This window comes from Rhizobium halophilum, assembly GCF_021648825.1.
Taxonomy (GTDB): domain Bacteria; phylum Pseudomonadota; class Alphaproteobacteria; order Rhizobiales; family Rhizobiaceae; genus Neorhizobium; species Neorhizobium halophilum.
Map to the genome: position 1 here is coordinate 644,408 of NZ_JAKJHS010000001.1, position 20,638 is coordinate 665,045.

The 20,638-nt window shown below is 61.4% G+C and carries 19 protein-coding genes; 10 read left to right on the forward strand and 9 right to left on the reverse strand.

All coding sequences use genetic code 11. The features are described 5' to 3' along the window. Positions 1–42: 42 nt before the first annotated feature. Both LXM96_RS03290 and LXM96_RS03295 read right to left on the reverse strand, forming a co-directional pair. Complete coding sequence (locus LXM96_RS03290; protein ID WP_239996914.1) at positions 43–1,617, reverse strand: DHA2 family efflux MFS transporter permease subunit; 1,575 nt, start codon at positions 1,615–1,617, stop codon at positions 43–45. A gap of 25 nt (positions 1,618–1,642) precedes the next feature. Next, positions 1,643–2,830: an HlyD family secretion protein gene (locus LXM96_RS03295; RefSeq protein ID WP_239996915.1), complete on the reverse strand. Its 1,188-nt coding sequence runs from the start codon at positions 2,828–2,830 to the stop codon at positions 1,643–1,645. A gap of 119 nt (positions 2,831–2,949) precedes the next feature. On the opposite strand from LXM96_RS03295, the gene LXM96_RS03300 reads away from it, so the two are divergent. From LXM96_RS03300 to lysS, 5 genes are all read left to right on the forward strand, one after another. After that, complete coding sequence (locus LXM96_RS03300; protein WP_394801873.1) at positions 2,950–3,636, forward strand: TetR/AcrR family transcriptional regulator; 687 nt, start codon at positions 2,950–2,952, stop codon at positions 3,634–3,636. Between the two features lie 97 nt (positions 3,637–3,733). Next, complete coding sequence (locus LXM96_RS03305) at positions 3,734–4,489, forward strand: TerC family protein (protein ID WP_239996917.1); 756 nt, start codon at positions 3,734–3,736, stop codon at positions 4,487–4,489. 135 nt (positions 4,490–4,624) lie between these two features. Then, positions 4,625–6,397 (forward strand): SLC13 family permease, encoded by a 1,773-nt coding sequence (locus LXM96_RS03310; protein WP_239996918.1) that lies wholly within the window; start codon positions 4,625–4,627, stop codon positions 6,395–6,397. A gap of 111 nt (positions 6,398–6,508) precedes the next feature. Continuing rightward, on the forward strand, positions 6,509–7,963 hold the full coding sequence (gene gltX, locus LXM96_RS03315) for a glutamate--tRNA ligase (protein WP_239996919.1): 1,455 nt from the start codon (positions 6,509–6,511) through the stop codon (positions 7,961–7,963). 19 nt (positions 7,964–7,982) lie between these two features. Continuing rightward, positions 7,983–9,479, forward strand: coding sequence for a lysine--tRNA ligase (gene lysS, locus LXM96_RS03320; RefSeq protein ID WP_239996920.1), 1,497 nt, complete (start codon positions 7,983–7,985; stop codon positions 9,477–9,479). A gap of 81 nt (positions 9,480–9,560) precedes the next feature. On the opposite strand, the gene LXM96_RS03325 is transcribed toward lysS, so the two are convergent. Both LXM96_RS03325 and LXM96_RS03330 read right to left on the reverse strand, forming a co-directional pair. Further along, positions 9,561–10,937, reverse strand: coding sequence for a M20 family metallopeptidase (locus tag LXM96_RS03325; RefSeq protein WP_239996921.1), 1,377 nt, complete (start codon positions 10,935–10,937; stop codon positions 9,561–9,563). Positions 10,938–11,129: 192 nt separating this feature from the next. After that, positions 11,130–12,596 carry a hypothetical protein gene (locus LXM96_RS03330; RefSeq protein WP_239996922.1) on the reverse strand — a complete coding sequence of 489 codons (1,467 nt, stop codon included), beginning with the start codon at positions 12,594–12,596 and terminating at the stop codon, positions 11,130–11,132. 170 nt (positions 12,597–12,766) lie between these two features. On the opposite strand from LXM96_RS03330, the gene LXM96_RS03335 reads away from it, so the two are divergent. From LXM96_RS03335 to LXM96_RS03350, 4 genes are read left to right on the forward strand one after another with little or no spacing between them, the layout of a single operon-like run. Next, positions 12,767–13,687 carry a metal ABC transporter substrate-binding protein gene (locus LXM96_RS03335; protein WP_239996923.1) on the forward strand — a complete coding sequence of 307 codons (921 nt, stop codon included), beginning with the start codon at positions 12,767–12,769 and terminating at the stop codon, positions 13,685–13,687. Then, positions 13,684–14,574, forward strand: coding sequence for a manganese/iron ABC transporter ATP-binding protein (locus tag LXM96_RS03340; protein ID WP_239996924.1), 891 nt, complete (start codon positions 13,684–13,686; stop codon positions 14,572–14,574). Before LXM96_RS03335 ends, LXM96_RS03340 begins: the two co-directional genes overlap by 4 nt. Next, complete coding sequence (locus tag LXM96_RS03345; RefSeq protein WP_317208187.1) at positions 14,555–15,415, forward strand: metal ABC transporter permease; 861 nt, start codon at positions 14,555–14,557, stop codon at positions 15,413–15,415. The genes LXM96_RS03340 and LXM96_RS03345 overlap by 20 nt, the downstream gene beginning before the upstream one ends. Then, positions 15,412–16,263 carry a metal ABC transporter permease gene (locus LXM96_RS03350; protein ID WP_239996925.1) on the forward strand — a complete coding sequence of 284 codons (852 nt, stop codon included), beginning with the start codon at positions 15,412–15,414 and terminating at the stop codon, positions 16,261–16,263. Before LXM96_RS03345 ends, LXM96_RS03350 begins: the two co-directional genes overlap by 4 nt. Before the next feature lie 63 nt (positions 16,264–16,326). Here the strand turns inward: LXM96_RS03350 and tal are convergent, their stop codons facing one another. Continuing rightward, positions 16,327–17,286, reverse strand: a complete 960-nt coding sequence (tal, locus tag LXM96_RS03355; RefSeq protein WP_239996926.1) for a transaldolase — start codon at positions 17,284–17,286, stop codon at positions 16,327–16,329. 174 nt (positions 17,287–17,460) lie between these two features. Between tal and LXM96_RS03360 the strand changes: the two genes are divergently transcribed. Further along, a complete protein-coding gene (locus LXM96_RS03360) occupies positions 17,461–18,468 on the forward strand; it encodes a sugar-binding transcriptional regulator (RefSeq protein WP_239996927.1) in 1,008 nt (335 codons plus the stop codon). Here LXM96_RS03360 and LXM96_RS03365 read toward each other — a convergent pair. The 4 genes from LXM96_RS03365 to LXM96_RS03380 all read right to left on the reverse strand — a co-directional run bounded on the left by LXM96_RS03365 (position 18,447) and on the right by LXM96_RS03380 (position 20,571). Continuing rightward, a complete protein-coding gene (locus LXM96_RS03365; RefSeq protein ID WP_239996928.1) occupies positions 18,447–18,821 on the reverse strand; it encodes a type II toxin-antitoxin system RelE/ParE family toxin in 375 nt (124 codons plus the stop codon). The two genes, LXM96_RS03360 and LXM96_RS03365, sit on opposite strands and share 22 nt — an antisense overlap. Next, complete coding sequence (locus LXM96_RS03370) at positions 18,821–19,117, reverse strand: type II toxin-antitoxin system ParD family antitoxin (RefSeq protein ID WP_239996929.1); 297 nt, start codon at positions 19,115–19,117, stop codon at positions 18,821–18,823. The genes LXM96_RS03365 and LXM96_RS03370 overlap by 1 nt, the downstream gene beginning before the upstream one ends. A 67-nt stretch (positions 19,118–19,184) precedes the next feature. Then, positions 19,185–20,063: a methylated-DNA--[protein]-cysteine S-methyltransferase gene (locus tag LXM96_RS03375; RefSeq protein ID WP_239996930.1), complete on the reverse strand. Its 879-nt coding sequence runs from the start codon at positions 20,061–20,063 to the stop codon at positions 19,185–19,187. Positions 20,064–20,130: 67 nt separating this feature from the next. Beyond that, a complete protein-coding gene (locus LXM96_RS03380; RefSeq protein WP_239997199.1) occupies positions 20,131–20,571 on the reverse strand; it encodes a DUF2244 domain-containing protein in 441 nt (146 codons plus the stop codon). Between the last annotated feature and the right edge of the window lie 67 nt (positions 20,572–20,638).

Here is a 20,638-nt window from a genome sequence, read left to right on the forward strand (position 1 = left end):
CTGCCGCGGCGGCGGCAGCCACTTCGGAGCGTGGTTCTGGACTTAGTGCCCGCCACCTGCACCTGCTTGCGCCGCAGGTTTTGCGATCAGCAGGACCAGCAGGATCAGGCTTGCGAAAAGCGCAGTCAGCGCCATGAACACATCGATGAAGGACAGGAGCCAAGACTGCTGGGTGACGATCCCCGACAGTTTCTGCAGCGCAACCGCGCTGCCATCCAACCCGAATCTTTCAAAGTTCGCTCCGACGCTGTCCAGCCAGTTCAACGCAGCGGGATTTGCGTAGCTCAACTGTTCCGAAAGCCGTGCGTAATGCTCGTCGGATCGTTGGGTCAGCATGGTGTTGATGATGGCCAATCCCACGGCACCGCCAAGATTTCGGGTGAGATTGAAGAGCCCCGAGGCATTGCGTATCCGCGCGGGCGGCAGAGTGCCGAGCGCGATGTTGTTGATCGGCACCATGCACAGCATCATCGAGCAGCCGCGGAGGACCTGCGGGATCAGCAACTCGTAGAAGTCCCAATCGCCCGTCAGCCCCGTCATCAGGTAGGTGCCCAAGGCAAAGCCAAAGAACCCGACCGCCATCATCAGCCGCGGGTCGAGGCGGTTGGAAAGCATGCCAGCGACGGGCGCGGTCAAGAACATGGCAAGGCCGGAGACGAACATCGTCTCGCCGATCATCAGCGAATCATAGCCACGGATGCGCCCCAGGTAGAGCGGATACAAATAGGTCAGGCCGTAGAGCCCTATGCCCATGACAAAGGAGAACAGCGAGCCGAAGGCGAAGTTGCGGTTGGCGAATGCCCGCAAATCGACAACAGGGAAGTCGACCCGGAAGGCACGCCAGAAGAAGACGACGGCCCCGCCAATCATAACAAGCGAACCCATGAGGATATGCTCGTCGTTGAACCAGTCCTTGTTGTTGCCTTCTTCAAGAACGTATTCGAGTGATCCCAGAAACAGCCCCATGGAAAGAAGTCCCCACCAGTCGAACTTCTTCCACAGGCTCATCTCCGGCTCGTCGAAATCAATCATGCTCCAGGCAACAGCCGTGACGAGGATCCCTGGAACGATGTTGACAAGGAAGAGCCAGTGCCAGGAGAAGGCGTGACTGAGGTAGCCGCCGACGGTCGGACCAATCGTCGGCGCCAGCGTCGCAACAAGTCCTATGATTGGCGAAACCACAGCACGCTTGGAGGGCGGGAAGATGGTGAAGGCCGCGGCGAAGACGGAAGGGATCATGCCGCCGCCGATGAAGCCCTGGATCGCCCTGTAGACGATCATCTGCTCGATATTGGTGGCGGTGGCGCAGAGCGCGCTCGCGATGGTGAAGCCCGCCGCGCAGATGCTGAACAGGACGCGCGTCGACAGGATCCGCGCGAGCGTGCCAGAAAGCGGGATCATGATCACCTCGGCAATCAGATACGATGTCTGAACCCACGCGACCTCATCCGACCCGGCCCCGAGGCCCGCCTGGATTTCGGCCAGCGAAGCGGATACGATCTGGATGTCGAGGATCGACATGAACATGCCGAAGACCATCGCAAAGAATGCGACGAGTTTGCGCTTATCCATGGGTTGATCGGCGGGAAGCGTTCCCGCGACGGCCGCTGTCGCCATGGCCGCTCTCCTTGAAAGGTCGTCGTCAGTTGACCTGGGCTACGGAATGATCGGAGGGTGCTGTCCGCGTATCCACATCGACCACAACACTGAGCCCCGCCCGCAGGTGGCCTTGCGCCAACACCTCCTGTGGAAGGGCGATGCGGACCGGAACCCGCTGCACGACCTTGGTGAAGTTGCCGGTGGCGTTTTCAGCCGGCAGCATGGAAAAGACCGACCCGGAAGCAGGCGCGATCGAAGTCACCGCCCCCTCGATATCGTGCTCCTCGAAGGCATCGACATGGACGCGCACCTTGGAACCGAGCTCCAGTCCAGCGATCTGCGTTTCCTTGAAGTTTGCCTCGATATAGAGTTCGGTGAGCGGGACAAGAGCAGCGAGCCGCTTGCCGGCCGATACGAGATCGCCGGTCTGGACCGCAAGATTGCCGATCACGCCATCATAGGGTGCCCTCAGGATCGTGAAGTCGAGATCGCGTTGGGCCTGATCGCGCGCCAGTTCCTGGGACCGAATGCCGTTCAGGGCTTCGTCCCGTTGCGCCCGCAAGAGCCCGACATTGGCTTTCGCCGAAGCGACACTGGCCTCTCCTGCCACGAGATTGGCGCGTGCCTGGTCGAGGGACACCCGCGCATTGTCTAGGTCCGCTGCCGTACCGATCGACTTCGACGCCAGCTCACCAGCCCGCCGCTCGTTGATCTCCGCACCGCGCAACGCAGCGTCCAGGGCACCGCGCTGCGCCTCTGCCTGTTTCAACGCCGCTTCAGCGCCAACGATCTGCGCGTCGATGCGCTTGACCGCCAGTTGCGCGCTTTCGATCGCGTTCGTGGCTCGTTCCAAGGCGATCTGGTAGTCTCGTCCATCAAGCGTAACGAGCGGATCACCCGCCTTGACGTGCTGGTTTCCAACAATATTCACCTTTTCGACGTAGCCCGCGACTTTAGGCGAGATGATCGCTATGTCCGCTTCAATATACGCGTCGTCCGTCGAGATCAGAAAACGGCCATCCGTCCACCAGTCATAGCCGTACCACCCGGCTCCGGCGAGCATTGCCGCAATGATCACAGTAAGAACTGGACTGCGCCGCTTCTTCTTTTCCGGAGCCTCTACGTGTTCGGCTTGCGGCGATCCCAATTGAGCATCGTTCGTCTTGCCTTGATCGGCGTCGCCATCGTTGGTCAGGGCGCGCAGCGCGCCTGCAGGAGATGATCCAGTCATGGGAGATACCACCGTCGCATGATAAATCGAACCGATCGGTTCAGTTCGCTTGACATAGAGCGTGTCGCTGCGCATATCAAGATCTAATCGAACCGTCTGGTTCGCAAAGTTAAGAAGAAATGATGACCGAGGAAAAAACGGAGGATCTCTCCCTGCCCACCCCCCAGCAAGGTCGTTTCGCCGCGGGAGAAGACCCGGCGAAACGCGGGCAAATCATCGAAGGCGCAAAACGTGTCTTCATGAGGCTGGGCTTTGACGCCGCGAGCATGAACGACATCACCCGCGAGGCTGGCGTCTCGAAGGGCACGATCTACGTCTACTTCGAGAACAAGGAAGATCTGTTCAGCGCGATCATCGAACAGGAGCGCCAGCGCATCACGCTGATGCTGAAGGATATCCTCGCGGGCAGCGAAGAAGTGGAGGAAGGCCTCTATCGCTTCGGCATCGGCTTTGCGACGCATATCACCTCGCCGCAAACGATCAACGCCATGCGTACCCTCATCGGCGTGACCACGCGGATGCCGAAGCTGTGCAGCCGCTTCTTTCATTCGCCTGCCAATGTCCGGACCGTTCTTGATGACTTCATCAAGCGCCACGTCGCCCTGGGCAACTTGAGCGTAGAGGATACCGATCTTGCCGCACGCCAGTTCATAGAGCTCGCCAGCGGCACCTTCTTCAAGTTCCGACTGTTCGGAGAACTGGACGACGTGCCTTCGCAAGACGAACTAAATCACGTGGTAAAGAGCGCTATCCGCGTCTTCATGGCAGCGTATGGGGGCTCGAACGGCTCCGCGAGCACAATTTGATGGTCATTGCGCACACTGCTGCTGCTGCTGCTCTTGCCTTTGTACCCTGACAGCTTAAATCGGATGGAAATTTCACGCCGATTTCGAGGGGCTTATCGTGCAAGATTTAATGGTGCTTATACAGGATCCGACGGCCTGGGTGGCGCTGGCGACGCTGGTTGTCATGGAGGTCGTGCTTGGTATCGACAACCTGATCTTCATCTCGATCCTCACCAACAAGCTGCCCCCGGAGAACCGTGAAAAGGCACGCAAGATCGGTATCGGGCTTGCGCTGGTGATGCGGCTAGGTCTTCTCGGCACGGTGGCCTGGATCGTGCAGTTGACCAATCCGCTCTTCGAGGCCTTTGGCCACCCGTTCTCCTGGAAGGACCTCATCCTCATCGCAGGTGGCCTCTTCCTGGTCTGGAAAGCGACGCGGGAGATCCACCATTCGGTAGATCCGGTGGATCACAAGGAGGACATGGTCGGCGGCGCAGCGGCCATTACCTTTGGCTCCGCCATCACGCAGATCCTTCTTCTCGACCTGGTGTTTTCGATCGACAGCATCATCACCGCCGTCGGCATGACGCCACATCTCCCGATCATGATCATCGCGGTTGTTGCTGCGGTCACAGTCATGCTGCTGGCAGCAACGCCGCTTGCCAACTTCATCGAGAAGAACCCGACGATCGTCATGCTGGCGCTGGGCTTCCTGCTGATGATCGGCACCACCCTGATCGCAGAAGGCATGGGTTTCCATGTCCCGAAGGGATACATCTACGCCGCCATGGCCTTCTCGGCGCTCGTGGAAGTTCTCAACATGTTTGCTCGCAATGCGCGACGAAAGAAGAAGCCGGAAACGGCCCTTCATTGAGGACCTTGAGGTGGCCCGGAAACGGGCCACTTTTATTTTCCTGGTTCGGGATAGCTTCCCGGCACCACCGTGTTATGCATATCCTGCAGTGCGGCGCACGGATTGGCGATGCACTCCACCTTCTCTTGGGGCCAAATGTCGACAGAACAGATCCTCGCCTTTACCGTCATCGGCGTGATGATGGCCGTCTTCATCTGGGATCGGTTCCGCTATGACATCGTTGCCTGCTGCGCGCTTGTGGCCGCCGTGGCGGTCGGTATTGTCCCGGTAGAGGAAGCCTTCTCCGGCTTTTCCGACGACATCGTGATCATAGTCGGCAGCGCTCTCGTCGTCAGCGCAGCCGTGGCACGTTCTGGCATCGTCGATATCGCCATCAAGAAGTTCTTCCCGAACCTGAACTCGGTGCGCGCTCAACTGGCGCTCCTGATGATCGTCGTCGCCGTCATGTCTGCCTTCATCAAGAACATAGGCGCCTTGGCCATAATGATGCCGGTTGCGTTCCAGTTCTCTCGGCGATCGGGCGTCTCTCCGTCCAAATACCTCATGCCGATGGCCTTCTCTGCGCTGCTCGGCGGCCTGATGACGCAGATCGGCACCTCGCCCAACATCGTCGTCTCGCAGCTTCGTGCCGACCTTACCGGCACGCCTTTCACCATGTTCGATTTCACCCCGGTCGGCTTGATCCTGACCCTGGTCGGCGTGACGTTCCTCATGTTCTTCCATTGGCTCGTGCCGTCCCGCACAAAACAGAACACCTCCATTGAGGACGCCGTCGAGATCGCCAACTACACGTCCGAGGCGACGGTTCCAGCCCAGTCCCCCATTGCAGGAAGCCCACTGAGTGAACTGTTGAAGCTGGGCGATGGCGAGGTTCTTGCGACTGCGGTCCTGCGCGGCACGACCCGCATGTCGCCGTTTCCGGATCTTTCGCTGCGCGAGTTCGACACGCTGATCCTCGAAGGCCGCTCGGCGGCGATCGACCGTGTGGTTTCCAGCGCCAAGCTCCAGTTGTCGGGCAAGCCGCTGAAGGGCAAGGGGCAGCAGCGCGACGATCTCGTCTCCATCGAAGCGATCATCTCGCGGGAATCGCCGCTCTCGGGCCTTTCAGCACGAGAACTCGCGCTCTCCTATACGCGCGGCGTCAATCTCCTGGCGGTCAGTCGGCGCGGGCAGCGCCTGAGCGAGCGCCTGCGGGACCTGACGCTGATGGCGGGTGATGTGATCGTGCTGCAGGGCAACCGCAATGCCTTGCCCGGGGTGATGCAGGATTTTGCCCTCCTGCCGCTGGCCCAGCGGGAAGTGATGCTGGGCACGCAGCGCCGGGCCTTCATCCCGCTCGTCATCCTCGCGGCCGCGATGATTGCGACTGCCGTCGGTTGGGTTCCGGTCGCCGTCGCCTTCTTTGCCGCCGCCCTCGGCATGGCCGTCTTCCGGGCGATCCCCCTCACCGACGTCTATAAGGCAGTCGATGGCCCGATCCTCATCATGCTGGCTGCTCTCATCCCTGTCTCCGATACCTTGCGGACCTCCGGGGCAAGCGAGCTGATTGCCGACTGGCTAGGCGGAATTGCGAGCGGGCTTCCCGCCTATGCGGCCTTGGGAATGATTCTGCTGACCGCCATGGCCGTGACGCCGTTCTTGAACAACGCAGCCACGGTTCTGGTGATGGGGCCGATTGCGGCCAGCTTCGCGACGGCATTGAGCTATCGGCCGGAAGCTTTTCTGATGGCCGTCGCGATCGGCGCCGGCTGCGACTTCCTCACCCCTGTAGGCCACCAGTGCAACACGCTGGTGCTGGGTCCGGGCGGCTACAAGTTCTCAGACTACCCGCGACTTGGCCTGCCGCTCTCCTTCATCATCGTCCTAGTCAGTGTGCCAACACTGCTCTGGATATGGCCGGTGTCGTAGCCGGCGCTCTACCCCAAAGTCTTGACGCTCGACGCTGAATATGCGCTAAGGCCTGCGATCCCAAGACACGTAGGTCCCGCGCCGCTGCAGGCGCCAAATCGAGCATTATCCATGAGCACTTCCGGCCCCCGCGTCCGCATCGCCCCCTCGCCGACCGGCGAGCCGCATGTCGGCACCGTCTACATCGCGCTGTTCAACTACCTCTTCGCCAAGAAGATGGGCGGCGAGTTCATCCTGCGCATCGAGGACACCGATGCGACGCGCTCGACACCGGAATTCGAGCAGAAGGTGCTGGATGCGCTGAAGTGGACCGGCCTCGCCTGGGCGGAAGGCCCGGACGTCGGCGGACCTTACGGCCCGTATCGCCAGTCCGACCGCAAGGCGATGTACCAGCCCTACGGCCAGGAACTTCTAGACAAGGGCCACGCCTTCCGCTGCTTCTGCACGCCTGAGCGCCTGGAGCAGATGCGCGAGGCGCAGCGTGCCGCCGGCAAGCCGCCGAAGTATGACGGGCACTGCCTCAACCTGAAGGCCGAGGAAGTGACGGCGCGGATGGAAGCCGGCGAAGCCTCCGTGATCCGCATGAAGATCCCGACCGAAGGCTCCTGCGACTTCCACGACGGCGTCTATGGCGACGTTTCGATCCCGTGGGATTCAGTCGACATGCAGGTGCTGATCAAGGGCGACGGCATGCCGACCTATCACATGGCAAACGTCATCGACGACCACCTGATGAAGATCACCCACGTGGCGCGCGGCGAGGAATGGCTCGCCTCGGTGCCGAAGCACATCCTGCTCTACCGGTATTTCGGCTGGCAGGAGCCGGTGTGGATGCACCTGTCGCTAATGCGCAACGCTGACAAGTCGAAGCTGTCGAAGCGCAAGAACCCGACCTCGATCTCCTACTACTCGGCGCTCGGCTACCTGCCGGAAGCGCTGATGAACTTCCTCGGCCTGTTCTTCATCCAGATCGCCGAGGGCGAAGAGCTGCTCAGCATGGACGAGCTGGCGGAAAAGTTCGATCCGGACAACCTGTCCAAGGCCGGTGCGATTTTCGACATCCAGAAGCTCGACTGGCTGAACGGCCGCTGGATCCGCGAGAAGCTGACGCCGGAGGACTTCATCGCCCGGACGCTCGAATGGGCGTCGGAAAACGAGCGGCTGACGGAAGGCCTGAAGCTGTCGCAGAGCCGCATCTCCAAGCTTGGCGAACTGCCGCAGCTGGCAGGCTTCCTGCTGGCCAACGACGTCGGGCTGGCGCCTGCTTCCTTCTCCGGCCTGAAGACGACCCCGGCGGAAACGCTGGAGATCATCAACACCGTTCAGGCTGACCTAGAGAAGCTCGTCGAGTGGAATGTCGAGGCAATCGACCAGGAACTGCGTGCGGTTGCCGACAAGCTCGGCAAGAAGCTGCGCGTCGTTACGCCGCCGCTCTTCGTTGCCATGTCCGGATCGTCGCGCTCGCTGCCGCTATTTGATTCAATGGCCTTGCTCGGCCGTTCGGTCGTACGCCAGCGCCTGAAGATCGCAGCTACGGTCGTGGCGTCCATGGTCGGCAGCGAATAAAGAAGAAGGGTCCCGCAGAATGGCCGACAAACAGAACGAAACCGCCCTCTCCTCCGACGCCACGGAAGTCCGGGCCCAGAAGCTGAAGCTCCTGCGCGAAAAGATCGGCGACGTCTATCCGGCGCATTTCCATCGGACGATGACGAATGCCGAGCTCGCCGAGAAGTACAAGAACCTCGAAGCGGACGTCGAGACGCAGGACGTGGTGACGGTTGCCGGCCGCGTCTACTCCTCGCGCAACTCCGGCATGTTTATCGACCTGCGCGACGCCTCAGGCAAGATCCAGATCTTCAGCCACAAGGACACGACGCCCGAAGAAGCCCGGGACATGCTGCCGATGATCGATCTTGGTGACATTATCGGCGTCACAGGTGTCGTGCGCCGCACCAAGCGCGGCGAACTGACGATCAATGCGCAAGAAATCACGATGCTAACCAAGACGCTCCTGCCGATGCCGGAGAAGTATCACGGTCTTTCCGACATCGAGCTGCGCTACCGCAAGCGTCACCTCGACATCCTGACCAACGAGGAATCCAAGCTCCGCTTCCAGCAACGCTCGCGCATCGTGTCGGGCATCCGCCGCTTCATGGAAGATGACGGCTTCATGGAAGTCGAGACGCCGATGCTGCAGACCGTTTACGGCGGCGCTTCGGCTGATCCGTTCAAGACCCATCACAACACGCTGAAGATGGACATGTACCTGCGCATTGCGCCAGAACTGTTCCTCAAGCGCACGCTGGTCTCCGGCCTTTCGGACAAGGTCTTCGAGATCAATCGCAACTTCCGCAACGAAGGCGTTTCTACCCGGCACAATCCTGAATTCACGATGATGGAGTGCTACTGGGCCTATGCCGATTACGAGGACATCATGGACCTCGTCGAGCGCCTGTTCGCGCGCCTGGCGATGACCATCCATGGCTCCACGGAGTTCAAGTACGGCGACACGGAGATCTCCTTCAAGGGCCCGTTCCGCCGCGTTCCCATGCCCGACGCCGTCAAGGAAGTCACCGGCATCGACTTCCTCGCGATCAAGACCGACGAAGAGGCGCGCGCCGCCGCCAAGGCCGCCGGTTTCGAGGTCGAGAAGGATTGGACCTGGGGGGAGTGTCTTGCCTTCATCTTCGAGGAAAAGGTCGAGGCGACGCTGATCCAGCCGTCCCACGTCACCCATTTCCCGAAGGATATTTCGCCCTTTGCCAAGGAAGTGCCAGGAGAGCCGCGCCTCGTTGAGCGCTTCGAGACCTATTGCAACACCTGGGAAATCGGCAACGCCTTCTCCGAATTGAACGATCCGGAAGAGCAGCGCGCCCGCATGGTCGAGCAGCTTGAACAGGCGCATGCGCGTGGCGAGAAGGACAAGCAGCTCGACGAGGAATTCCTCGATGCGATCGACCAGGGTATGCCGCCCGCCGGCGGCCTCGGCATCGGTGTCGACCGCCTAATCATGCTGCTAACCGACGCGCCCTCCATCCGCGACGTGATCCTCTTCCCCGCCCGCCGCAACAAGGCGGACTGAGAAGAGCGACGGCGAAAGCCAGAAAATCAGATCCCGGATCTTGGACGAGGTCCGGGATCTATTTCTCTGTAGCCGGCTTCATCACTTGCCAACGCCGGGAGCACCCCTTTCTCCGATATCGAGGAAGAGACCCGTCATGATCCGCATGCCCTCTTCGGCAATCGAGAGCAGCGCATGTTCGTTCGGCCCATGCTGACCACATTCTGCATGGGCATGCGGGATCCAGATCGTCGGCAGGCCGAGTATGTCGGTGAAGACGTCATTGGGCAGTGATCCTGCGAGATTGGGCAGGAGATGCGGCGACTTGCCTGTTGTTGCTTCGATCGATTGCTCCACGAAACGCACCCATGGATGATCAGGTGGAAAGCGTGTTGCCCTGAAGGGCTCGCCCTTCTGCAGGACATCGACCATCGAGAAGCCGGAGGCATCGAGATGGCGCCTCAGCGCCGGCAGGATCTCGTCCATTGCAGTGCCAACCACGAAACGTAGTTGGCAGGTCGCTCGCGCCGATCCCGAGATGGCGTTCTGCGGCGCGTCGATGTTGCCTGCCGAAATCGCGAGCACCGTCAGTGCATTCCAGCCAAAGGCCCTCTCTGAGGGGGTAAGCGTTGCTTCACCCCAATCCGGGTCATGCCGACGGGGTGGCAGGTCGCGAAGGGCGTCCCGAATGTCTGGTGTGAGGCTCGTTGGTCGCCATTCCGGCACCTGAAGTTGGCCGCGCCGGTCAACGATCGAGGCGATCGCGTGACTGAGCAGGATGACGGGATCGGCGAGCAAGCCGCCGAAATTACCCGAATGATGATCGTCCGGCCGCAAGTTCACGATGAGATCGAAGCTGAGCCCGCCGCGCGAGCCCATGAACATGGTTGGCACCTCGGGCGTGAGGCGTGGCCCGTCGGAGGCAATCAGGACATCCGCCGAAAGCAGGTCCCGCTGAGCCTGGAAGAACTCTCGCAGTCCGTACGAGCCCGTCTCCTCGGCCATTTCGAGCACGATCTTGACGTTGAAGCCGAGACTGCCATTGGCAGCGATCACCGTCTGGAGGGCTTTGATGTTGATGAGATGCTGGATCTTGTTGTCGGCTGTTCCGCGACCATAAAGCCGGTCACCCTCTTGGGTCAGTTGGAACGGATGCAGCCCCTCACGCCAGCGAGCCACCTCGCCGTTGCACACATCGCCGTGCCCGTAGATCAGGACGGTCGGCAAAACTGAGTCCTCGGTGCGCGAGCCGACAAGAAAGGGCGCACCGCCGGGCAACGGATTGTCGAAGATGCGGCAGTCAAAGCCGATGTCTTCGAGCATCGGCCGCATGTCCTGATCGAGATAAGCGATCAGGTCCTCCAGCCGTCCCTCTGACTGACTGACCGACGGGCGCGCGACGAGCCGCGCAAGGTCGGCAGCAAGTCCGCCGCCTGAAGCATAATCCGATGCGTGCTGAAGCAGACTTGTGCGTTCCATATGTTCCCCGGTGCGCGTCGAAGCTTTCGCGCAAGAAGACTACAGGATTCGCAGGCCTTGGCGAGTTAAGAACACGTCTTCCGCCGATTGTGGACCTTAGGTGCCCCCTACCGGTGTGTCCTTCCCCGCCGTATCTAGCAAAAGAAACCACGAACCAAATTATGAGCCGTTTCCACTTGCCGCTGCCAGCGATCAATGCGTTTCCGCATGGGCCTCGGGCCTACGGCGGTGCTGCTCGGGATCGTCCTCTTCGGCAACGGCGGGCGCGTGGGCTGGTTCTGCCTGGGCTGGCTCCGCATGAGCGGGCTTCGCATGGGCGGCTGCGACGCCATGGGCCTCTTCTGCCTTCGCTTCCTCGCCGCTACGGCTGGAGTCCGCGCTCGTTTCAGTGTCATCTTTCAGCTTCAGCGGCTGGGCGCGCATCTTGGCGAGCCAGGCGGCGCCATGATCATCGGCCTTCGTCTCGGCGGCCGGAGCAGGAGTGGCGTCCTCAGTTGCATGGGGCGGCCCGACGATATCGGGCTGCTCAGCCGCGTCAGCAGCATGTTCGGGCGCTTTGGATTCCTTAGCCTGGTGCTCGCTGGATCCGAGACCGACATAGCCCTTGACGGTATCAAGCCAGCCTTTGTCCGCCGGAGCTGCTTCTGCGGCATCGGCGGCCTTTTCCTGCGCCGCATGCGGCTCAGCCGAGGCATGTTGTGCCGGCTCTGCCGCTGCTCCGTGTGCAGGCTCCAAGGGTTCGTCCCCCGGCGGTTCGTGACCGGCGGATGCGGTGTCGCCGTGACCGTCGGCAGCCGGCTCGGCACCAAGCCCCACCATACCCATCAATGAAGCCAACATCCCAGGCTTTTCTTCACCGCCGTGCTTGGCGACCGGGACCTCTTCGCCATGACCTTCGGCGGGCGTGCCGTGGCCGTCAGCCGCGGGTTCGCTTCCATGAGCGCCCCCGCCATGGGCATCACCGTGTGCCTTCTCTTCCCCGTCGCTGACAGTTTCTCCGTGACCTGATGGTGCATGATGGCCCTTCTCGGAACCATGACCCTTGTCTGCACCGTGGCCGCCCGAAGAACCGTGACCGTCTGCGCCTTCAACCACCGGCTCGAGGCAATCGGCAGTATCAGTCAATGCGGCCGACAGGTGCTCGGCATCTTCCTGCGGCAGATCGATCCGCAGGCCCCAGAACGCGCCGGTATCGTCCGGCATGCCGTCGACGTAATAGGCAGTCAGCGGCTGGACCGAAAGGCCCTCCGGTGCCTTGCTGACATCCGGCATATAGACCACCTGGGCACCGATCGCGCGACCGCGCATCTTCGCCCGATCCGTTGGCCCCGCCTTGTCGAGCACGGTCACCTGGACAAGGTCCGAATGCTCCGCCTCCTGCACCTTGCGGGCAACGCGCAACGCAGTCTTCAGGCGTGCGACGCCATCGCCCGGCTCATTGGTGGTGACGTATTTGCGGATCCAGTAGCGGTCCGCCTTCTTGATCTTGATCGTTTCGAGGGTGGTGCATTCCAGGCCGTTGATGTCCGCGTAGGACGGGCCGAGCAGCTTGTCGGCGCCGATGTAGACTGCAGCCGCGCCGCTGCCGCCGCCGAGCACCGTCACACCGCCGATGATGAGGAGAAATGTCCGCGACAGCCGGATCTTGAAACCCTTCACGCGCCGAACTCCGACATGCCAACCCCACTTCACGCAATACCGATGGAATTCGGAACGGAGCTTCCCTCAATCGTCTTTAGAAACATTTAAGAGAGCTTACTGCACCCATTTCTGCGAATGATTTGCAATAGCGTTGACAGGCGTGAAACCGTCGCTAAGTTGGATTGCAAATGAATTGCAAGAAGGATCGTCACTCCGTGCCACGCCTCTCTAAGCTGATCATCATCGCCGGTGCACTTCTCTACGCTCTGCCCGCTGCCAGCTGGGCACAAGAGAAGCCAAAGGTCGTCACCACCTTCACGGTGATCGCCGACATGGCCCGCAATGTTGCAGGCGACGCCGCCGAGGTGGAGAGCATCACCAAGCCGGGCGCCGAGATCCACAACTACCAGCCCACCCCCCGCGACCTATTGCGCGCCCGCGACGCTGACCTGGTGCTGCGCAACGGTCTGAACCTCGAGCTGTGGTTCGAGAAGTTCCTTGCCAATCTCGGCGACGTGCCGAGCGTGACGGTTTCGGACGGCGTCGAGCCAGTGGCAATTGCGGGGGGCGCCTATGAGGGCAAGCCCAATCCTCATGCCTGGATGTCACCGGACAACGCGATCATCTACGTTGACAACATTCGCAAGGGACTGACGGAGATCGATCCAGAGAATGCGGCCGTCTACGAAGCCAATGCCAAGGCCTATACCGACAAGATCCGTGCCGCAGTCGACCCCATCCGCGCAGAACTTGGTGCGCTGCCGGAAGAGAAGCGCTGGCTCGTGACGAGCGAGGGTGCCTTCTCCTATCTCGCTCGTGATTTCAGCCTCAAGGAGCTCTATCTCTGGCCCGTCAACGCCGACAGCCAGGGAACCCCGCAGCAGGTCCGCTCCGTCATCGACGCGATGAACGAGCACGACATCGAGGTGATCTTCAGCGAAAGCACGGTCTCTCCCGACCCGGCCGAACAGGTGGCACGCGAAACCGGTGCGCGTTACGGCGGCATTCTTTTCGTCGACTCGCTGAGCGATGCCGACGGCCCGGTGCCGACATATCTTGACCTCTTGCGCGTCACCGCCAGCAGGATTGCCGAAGGTCTTGCCGGATGATCATGGGCAAGAAGCGGCCACAGGAAGGCGGTCTCGTCGTCGACGATATCACGGTGGCCTACCGAAGCGGATTGACGGCTCTGCGCCACGCGAGCTTCTCAGTCCCGCGGGGGACGATCACCGCACTCGTCGGCGTCAACGGCGCCGGCAAGTCGACACTCTTCAAGGCGATCATGGGTTTCGTCCCGCTTGCCGAAGGAACCGTGCAGATCCTGGGAATGCCGGCGCGCGAGGCACTGAAGAAGAATCTTGTCGCCTATGTTCCGCAGTCCGAGGAAGTGGACTGGAACTTCCCGGTCCTTGTCGAGGACGTGGTGATGATGGGCCGCTACGGCCACATGAACTTCCTACGCATTCCCTCCCGCCGCGACCACGACATGGTGACCGAGGCGCTGAAGCGGGTGAACATGGAGGAGGTCCGCAAGCGGCAGATCGGCGAGCTTTCCGGCGGCCAGCGCAAGCGGGTGTTCCTGGCGCGCGCGCTGGCGCAGGAAGGCCAGGTCATCCTGCTCGACGAGCCCTTCACCGGGGTTGACGTGACCACCGAGGAACAGATCATCGCGCTTCTGCGCAGCCTGCGGGACGAAGGGCGGGTGATGCTGGTCTCGACCCATAATCTCGGCAGCGTACCGGACTTCTGCGACCGCACCGTCTTCGTCAAGGGGACCGTGCTCGCCCATGGCAGGACCGAAGACACCTTCAACGAACAGAACCTGGAGATGGCCTTCGGCGGCGTGCTGCGCCATTTCATTCTGGGCGGGCCCGAGCTGCACGACGATGAAGACGCACGCCATGTCCGCGTTATCACCGACGACGAGCGGCCTTACGTGACCTATGGCAACGGCGCACAGAAGAAGGAAACGGTCGGTGCTCCAGACGCTTCTTGAGCCCTTCACCTACGACTATATGCTGAACGCGATCTGGGTGAGCGCGCTGGTCGGCGGCGTCTGCGGCTTCCTGTCAGCTTATCTGATGCTGAAGGGCTGGTCGCTGATCGGCGACGCGCTCTCCCATTCGATCGTGCCGGGCGTTGCCGGCGCCTATATGCTCGGTCTGCCCTTCGCCCTCGGCGCCTTCATCTCCGGCGGGCTTGCGGCCGGTGCAATGCTGTTCCTCAATCAGCGCACCCGGCTGAAGGAGGACGCCATCATCGGGCTGATCTTCACCTCCTTCTTCGGTCTGGGGCTCTTCATGGTGTCTCTGTCGCCGACCTCGGTGAACATCCAGACCATCGTGCTCGGCAACATCCTCGCCATCACGCCGGAAGACACACTGCAGCTGGTTATCATCGGCGGCGTCAGCCTCGCCATCCTTGCCGCCAAGTGGAAGGATCTGATGGTCGCCTTCTTCGACGAGAACCACGCCCGGTCGATTGGGCTGAAGCCGGATCGCCTGAAGGTGCTGTTCTTCACGCTGCTTGCCGCGTCCACGGTTGCCGCACTGCAGACGGTCGGCGCCTTTCTGGTGATCGCCATGGTCGTGACGCCAGGTGCCACCGGCTATCTGCTGACGGACCGTTTCCAGCGGGTGATTCTGCTTGGTCTCGTTATCGGTGCCGGAACGAGCTTCGTCGGCGCCTATCTCAGCTATTACCTTGATGGCGCAACCGGCGGCATCATCGTTGTGCTGCAGACACTGATCTTCCTGCTTGCCTTCGTCTTCGCGCCGAAGCACGGGATGTTGGCTTCCCGGCGGCGCCTGCGGCAGAACCTTGAGGAAACGGCATGAGCGGTTTTCTCGATTTCGTCGATCTCGCGACGTTCCCCTTCCAGATCGACTTCATGCAGCGCGCCTTCATCGTGACGCAGTTGATCGCGATCCCGATGGCGATCCTCTCCTGCTTCCTCGTGCTGAAGGGCTGGTCGCTGATGGGGGACGCGGTATCCCACGCGGTGTTTCCTGGCATCGTGCTGGCCTATATCTTTTCGATCCCGCTGGCGATCGGTGCCTTCGCCGCTGGCATGTTCTGCGCCGTGGCGACCGGGTTTCTACAGGAAAACAGCCGGATTAAGGAGGATACGGTGCTCGGCATCGTCTTTTCCGGCATGTTCGGCTTGGGGCTGGTGCTCTACGTCCAGGTGCAGAGCGACGTCCATCTCGACCACATCCTGTTCGGAGACATGCTTGGCATCATGCCGCGCGACCTGATCGAGACGGGGTTGATCGCTCTCTTCGCGACCCTCTTCCTGGTCGTCCGGCGCAAGGATCTGCTGGTACAGTCCTTCGACGAACAACACGCCAAGGCGATCGGCTTGCCGACGCGGTTGCTGCATTACGGCCTGCTGACGGTGCTGTCGCTGACGGTGGTGGGCGCGCTGAAGGCCGTCGGCATCATCCTGTCGGTGGCGATGGTGGTGGCGCCCGGCGCCATCGCCTTCCTTCTCACCCGCCGCTTCGGTCCAATGCTGCTGGTCGCCGTCGCCATCGCGGCGGGGAGCTCGCTCCTCGGCATCTACATCAGCTTCTTTCTCGACAGTGCGCCGGCGCCCACCATCGTGCTTCTGATGACGGCGCTCTTCATCTTCGCATTCGTCAAGACGATGCTGGAAAACCGCGGGAAGCCGGCCGCAACGTGATCCCGAACACGAAAACGGCCCGCCTGCGGGCGAGCCGTCCTGCATGTTGCCGAAGCTGAAGGTCTAGGCGGCAGCCAGTTCCTTCTTCACCATCTCGCGCAGCGCCACGAGGTCCTTGGCGAAGGAGCGGATGCCTTCGGCAAGCTTCTCCGTCGCCATGGCATCTTCGTTCAGCATCCAGCGGAACTTCTTCTCGTCGATCGGCTGGAAGGCGTCTTCGGTGATGTTGTCTGGCGAGAGCTTGCGCTCCAGCGTGCCCTGATCCTTGTCAAGCTCGTCGAGCAGCGCCGGGCTGATCGTCAGGCGGTCGCAGCCGGCCAGCGCTTCGATCTCGCCCGCGTTGCGGAAGGAGGCACCCATGACGATCGTATCGATTCCGTTTGCCTTGTAGTAGTTGTAGATCTGGCGCACCGAGACGACGCCCGGATCCGTCTCTGCCGTGTACTCCTGCCCGGTCGACTTCTTGTACCAGTCGAGGATGCGGCCGACGAAGGGCGAGATCAGGAAGACCTTTGCATCCGCGCAGGCAATTGCCTGTGCCTTTGAGAAGAGCAGCGTCAGATTGCAATCGATGCCTTCTGTCTGCAGAACTTCCGCGGCCTTGATACCTTCCCAGGTGGAGGCCAGCTTGATCAGGATGCGCTCGCGATCGATGCCGCGCTCCTTGTAGGCTGCGATGATCCCGCGTGCCTTGGCGATCGAGGCTTCCGTGTCGAAGGAGAGATCGGCGTCGACTTCGGTCGAAACGCGGCCCGGAACGATGTTGGCGAGCGCTGCACCGACCGAGATCGCCAGACGATCCGCAACAGCCGCGATGACTGCATCCGACCCACCATTCTGCGTCTTGCCCCAGATGATCGCTTCCTTGACCGCATCAGCAAACATCGGTGTGCCGAGCGCTTTCAACACAATCGTCGGGTTGGTGGTGCAATCCACCGGCTTCAAGCGAGTGACCGCTTCGATATCGCCGGTGTCGGCGACAACCGTGGTCATGGAACGGAGCTGTTCGAGTTTGGAGGTCATCCCGGCATTTCCCTTGAGAGAGTGGTGAGGCGAGTGTTCAACGTCCATCCGCAACGGGCGTTCAATGATGACCGACTATCACCAGCCGATCATGGCGAAGTCAAGACATTTGCGCATTTCAATCGACATAAGTATCATGGCGGACGATTGCATGGCGCACGCAACGAGATCCAATTGGCAAAACTGAGACGCGAAACACATCCGAGCATTTCCGAAGCATCCTCGCTCCGCCTGCGGGCGGCCTGGCTTTATTACAACCAGGGCCTGACGCAGAAGGATGTGGCGGAACGGCTGGGGATCAGCCGCTCGACGGTGATCCGCATGCTCGACGAGGCGATGAAGCGCTCGGAGGTACAGATCTGGATCAATGCCGGCGTGGACGACTGTCTGGCGCTCGCGACGCAACTGGAAGAGGCTTACGGGCTGGACGAGGCAATCGTGGTCCCCGAAACGCGCGACACGAGCGCGGAGGCCCTTGCCGGCGCTGTTGGGCTGGCGCTTGGCGAATTCCTGTCGGAGGTCATCCAGGACAATATGACGATCGGCGTCGGCTGGGGGCGGACGATGACCGCTTCGCTTTCGAGCTTCCGCCCGCCACGCCGTCAGGGCTGCAAGGTGGTCTCGCTGCTGGGCGGCATCGTCGCCGTGCACCAAACCAACCCCATCGACTACACCTGGCGGCTGGCGAGCCAGTTCGGTGCAGAGTGCTACATGTTCCTGGCACCGCTGCTGGTGGATTCCGTCAAGACGAAGCGGGCGCTGATCGAGGAATGCGGGCTGAAGACCATCTATGAACTGGCCGAAACCATGGATCTTGCCGTGGTCAGCTGCGGCGACATCGGCCCGCATTCCACATCGCTTTCGGAAGGATTCATCTCGAAGGCGGAACTGGAGGAATTAATCGCCGCCGGCTGCGTCTGCGACACGATGTTCAATTTCCTCGACGCCGAGGGCCGCTCGGTGCGTCATCCGATCAACGAGCGTGTCATGTCCGTCGACCTGGACACGCTGAAGAAGGCAAAGCACATCGTGCTTTCCTCCGGCGGCGCCCACCGCGCCGTGGCGATCCGCGCCACCATCCGCCGGGTCGGCTGCAACACGCTGATCACGGACGAGACGGCGGCGCGGGAATTGCTGCGGATGGCTGGGGGCCCGGCGGCTCAACCGGCTTCGTCGCCGTAGTGCCGAGGCAGGTGTCTCTGCACCTCCATCGCATCGTGAAGAACGCGCCCAATGCCGATAATGGACAGCTCGCTGCACCGATAGAGTATGAAATGGCGCGGCACCCGGACCCTTCCTGTCTCGTCCCGGCTTCGCTCTCTGCTGTTGCGCAGATGAAAGCTTCGGACGCCTCGTCCAAGCTCTTCTCGGGCTACTGATCCATTCCGTAAGGGATCTTCGGCAATATCCCGAAGGGCGGCAACGATCAGACGCTCGTAACGCGATCGAGCCTCTGCCCCGAAGTCCTCGCTGGACTTGATGAGGATCTGGACGATGTCATTCTGCGCGGCAGCAGAAAGCCGGATGACCCACATCAGCCGGAGGTACGCCTATCGGACGAGCCTTCTGCCGCCGTCCCCAAGTTCGCGAAAAGCTCTTCGAGCTCATCTGCGCGAAGCTCGACATAGCGACCGGAATCGATGTCGGAAAAGCCTGCCGTCGCGGCTTGCTTTAGTGCGTGCAGCTTTGCGGCCTCGAGTTCTTCGCGCCGCTCGACCAAGCGAAGTCCTTCTCGCAAGACCTCACTAGCATTCTGATAACGCCCTTCGTTGATCAGGCGATCAATCATCTGCTGGTGATGATCTGTCAGTACGACGTTGCGAGTTGGCATGGCAGCACCTGTCAGAGAATCAGCCCGTACAACCTATCACTGTTGGCAATATATGCCAATTCTTTCGCTAAGCCCCCGACTCCCACCCCAGCATCGCCCGCTTGCGCGTCAGTCCCCAATGGTAACCCGTCAGTGCGCCGCTCTTTCCGAGCGCCCGGTGACAGGGGACAACGAAGGAGATAGGGTTGCGACCGATGGCGGCGCCGACGGCGCGGCTGGCGCTTGGCTGACCGATCTCGCGGGCGACGTCGGAGTAAGTCACTGCCTTGCCGAACGGGATCTTCAACAGGCTCTGCCAGACCCGCACCTGGAAGTCCGAGCCGATTAGCACGACCTTCAGCGGCTGATCAGATGACCATTGAGCCCGATCGAAGATACGGCGGACATAAGGTGCGGTCGCCTCAAGATCCTCGACATAGGCGGCATTCGGCCAGCGGCAGGTCATGTCGTCGAGAGAGGCACGCTCGCCGCCGAGATCGGCAAAGGCCAGACCGGCGAGCCCTCGATCGGTCGCCATGACAAGCGCGATCCCGAAGGGTGACGGATGGAAGCCGTAGCGGATGGTGAGCCCGCCGCCGCGCGCCTTCCATTCGCCGGGAGACATCGCCTCATGCGTCACGAACAGATCGTGCAACCGCCCCGGACCCGACAGGCCGACCTCATAGGAGGTCTCGAGCAATGGCAGGCCTTCCTTGCCGAGAAGTCGCTTTGCATGATCGATGGTGACCGCCTGCAGGAACGCCTTGGGCGACAGGCCCGCCCAGCGGGTGAAGACCTTCTGCAGCTGTGTCGGCGACTGGCCGAGTTCTGCTGCGATACTGTCTAGTGAGGGCTGCGCCCGGTAGTCGAGCGTGATCAGCTCGATCACCTTGCGCACGATCTCGTAGTCGTCGCCTTCCGGCGTCACATCGAGTGCAGGTTCTGCGATCTGGGCAAGTGCGTTCATCGCTTCTCTCCTTTGCCCGACAAGATGATACGCAAGCGCCGGCCGCGCCACCCGTTTCTTGCGATGATCAAAGCCGTTGCGTGACGGTTGCCAGCGCGCCGCGGAAAGCCTTGGCGAAGCTTTCCCGATCCTCCGGGTTGAGGAAGGAGCCGATCTCCGTCCAGCGCCCCTCCCCCGTAACATACATGGAAGTGATACCGAACTCGTCGTGCCGGTTGACGCCGAAACGGGCCCAGAATGGGTTGAAGCGATGCTCCACTATCTTCCCCGCAGGAGAGAACTTGCGGATCGAGAGCTTGGTGCGTGTCACTGTCACTTCCTCGCGCGCGCGACCCGACCGGTAGCTCACCTTGAATGCGACATACAGGGCCAGGAAGTCGAGGCCGAGGAACAGCCCGATCGGCCAAGCGCCGGTAACAAGAAAGAAGACGCCGTAGATGAGGCTGATGCCGCCCGTCAGGACGAGCAGGACGTGGAACCCCTTCCTGCCAAGCGATCGATAGGGCATCAATTCCGCGGCGAAAACGGGTTGATCATCGGTTGTCTGCACGTTGCCTTCCCTCGCGTGCGCTGGC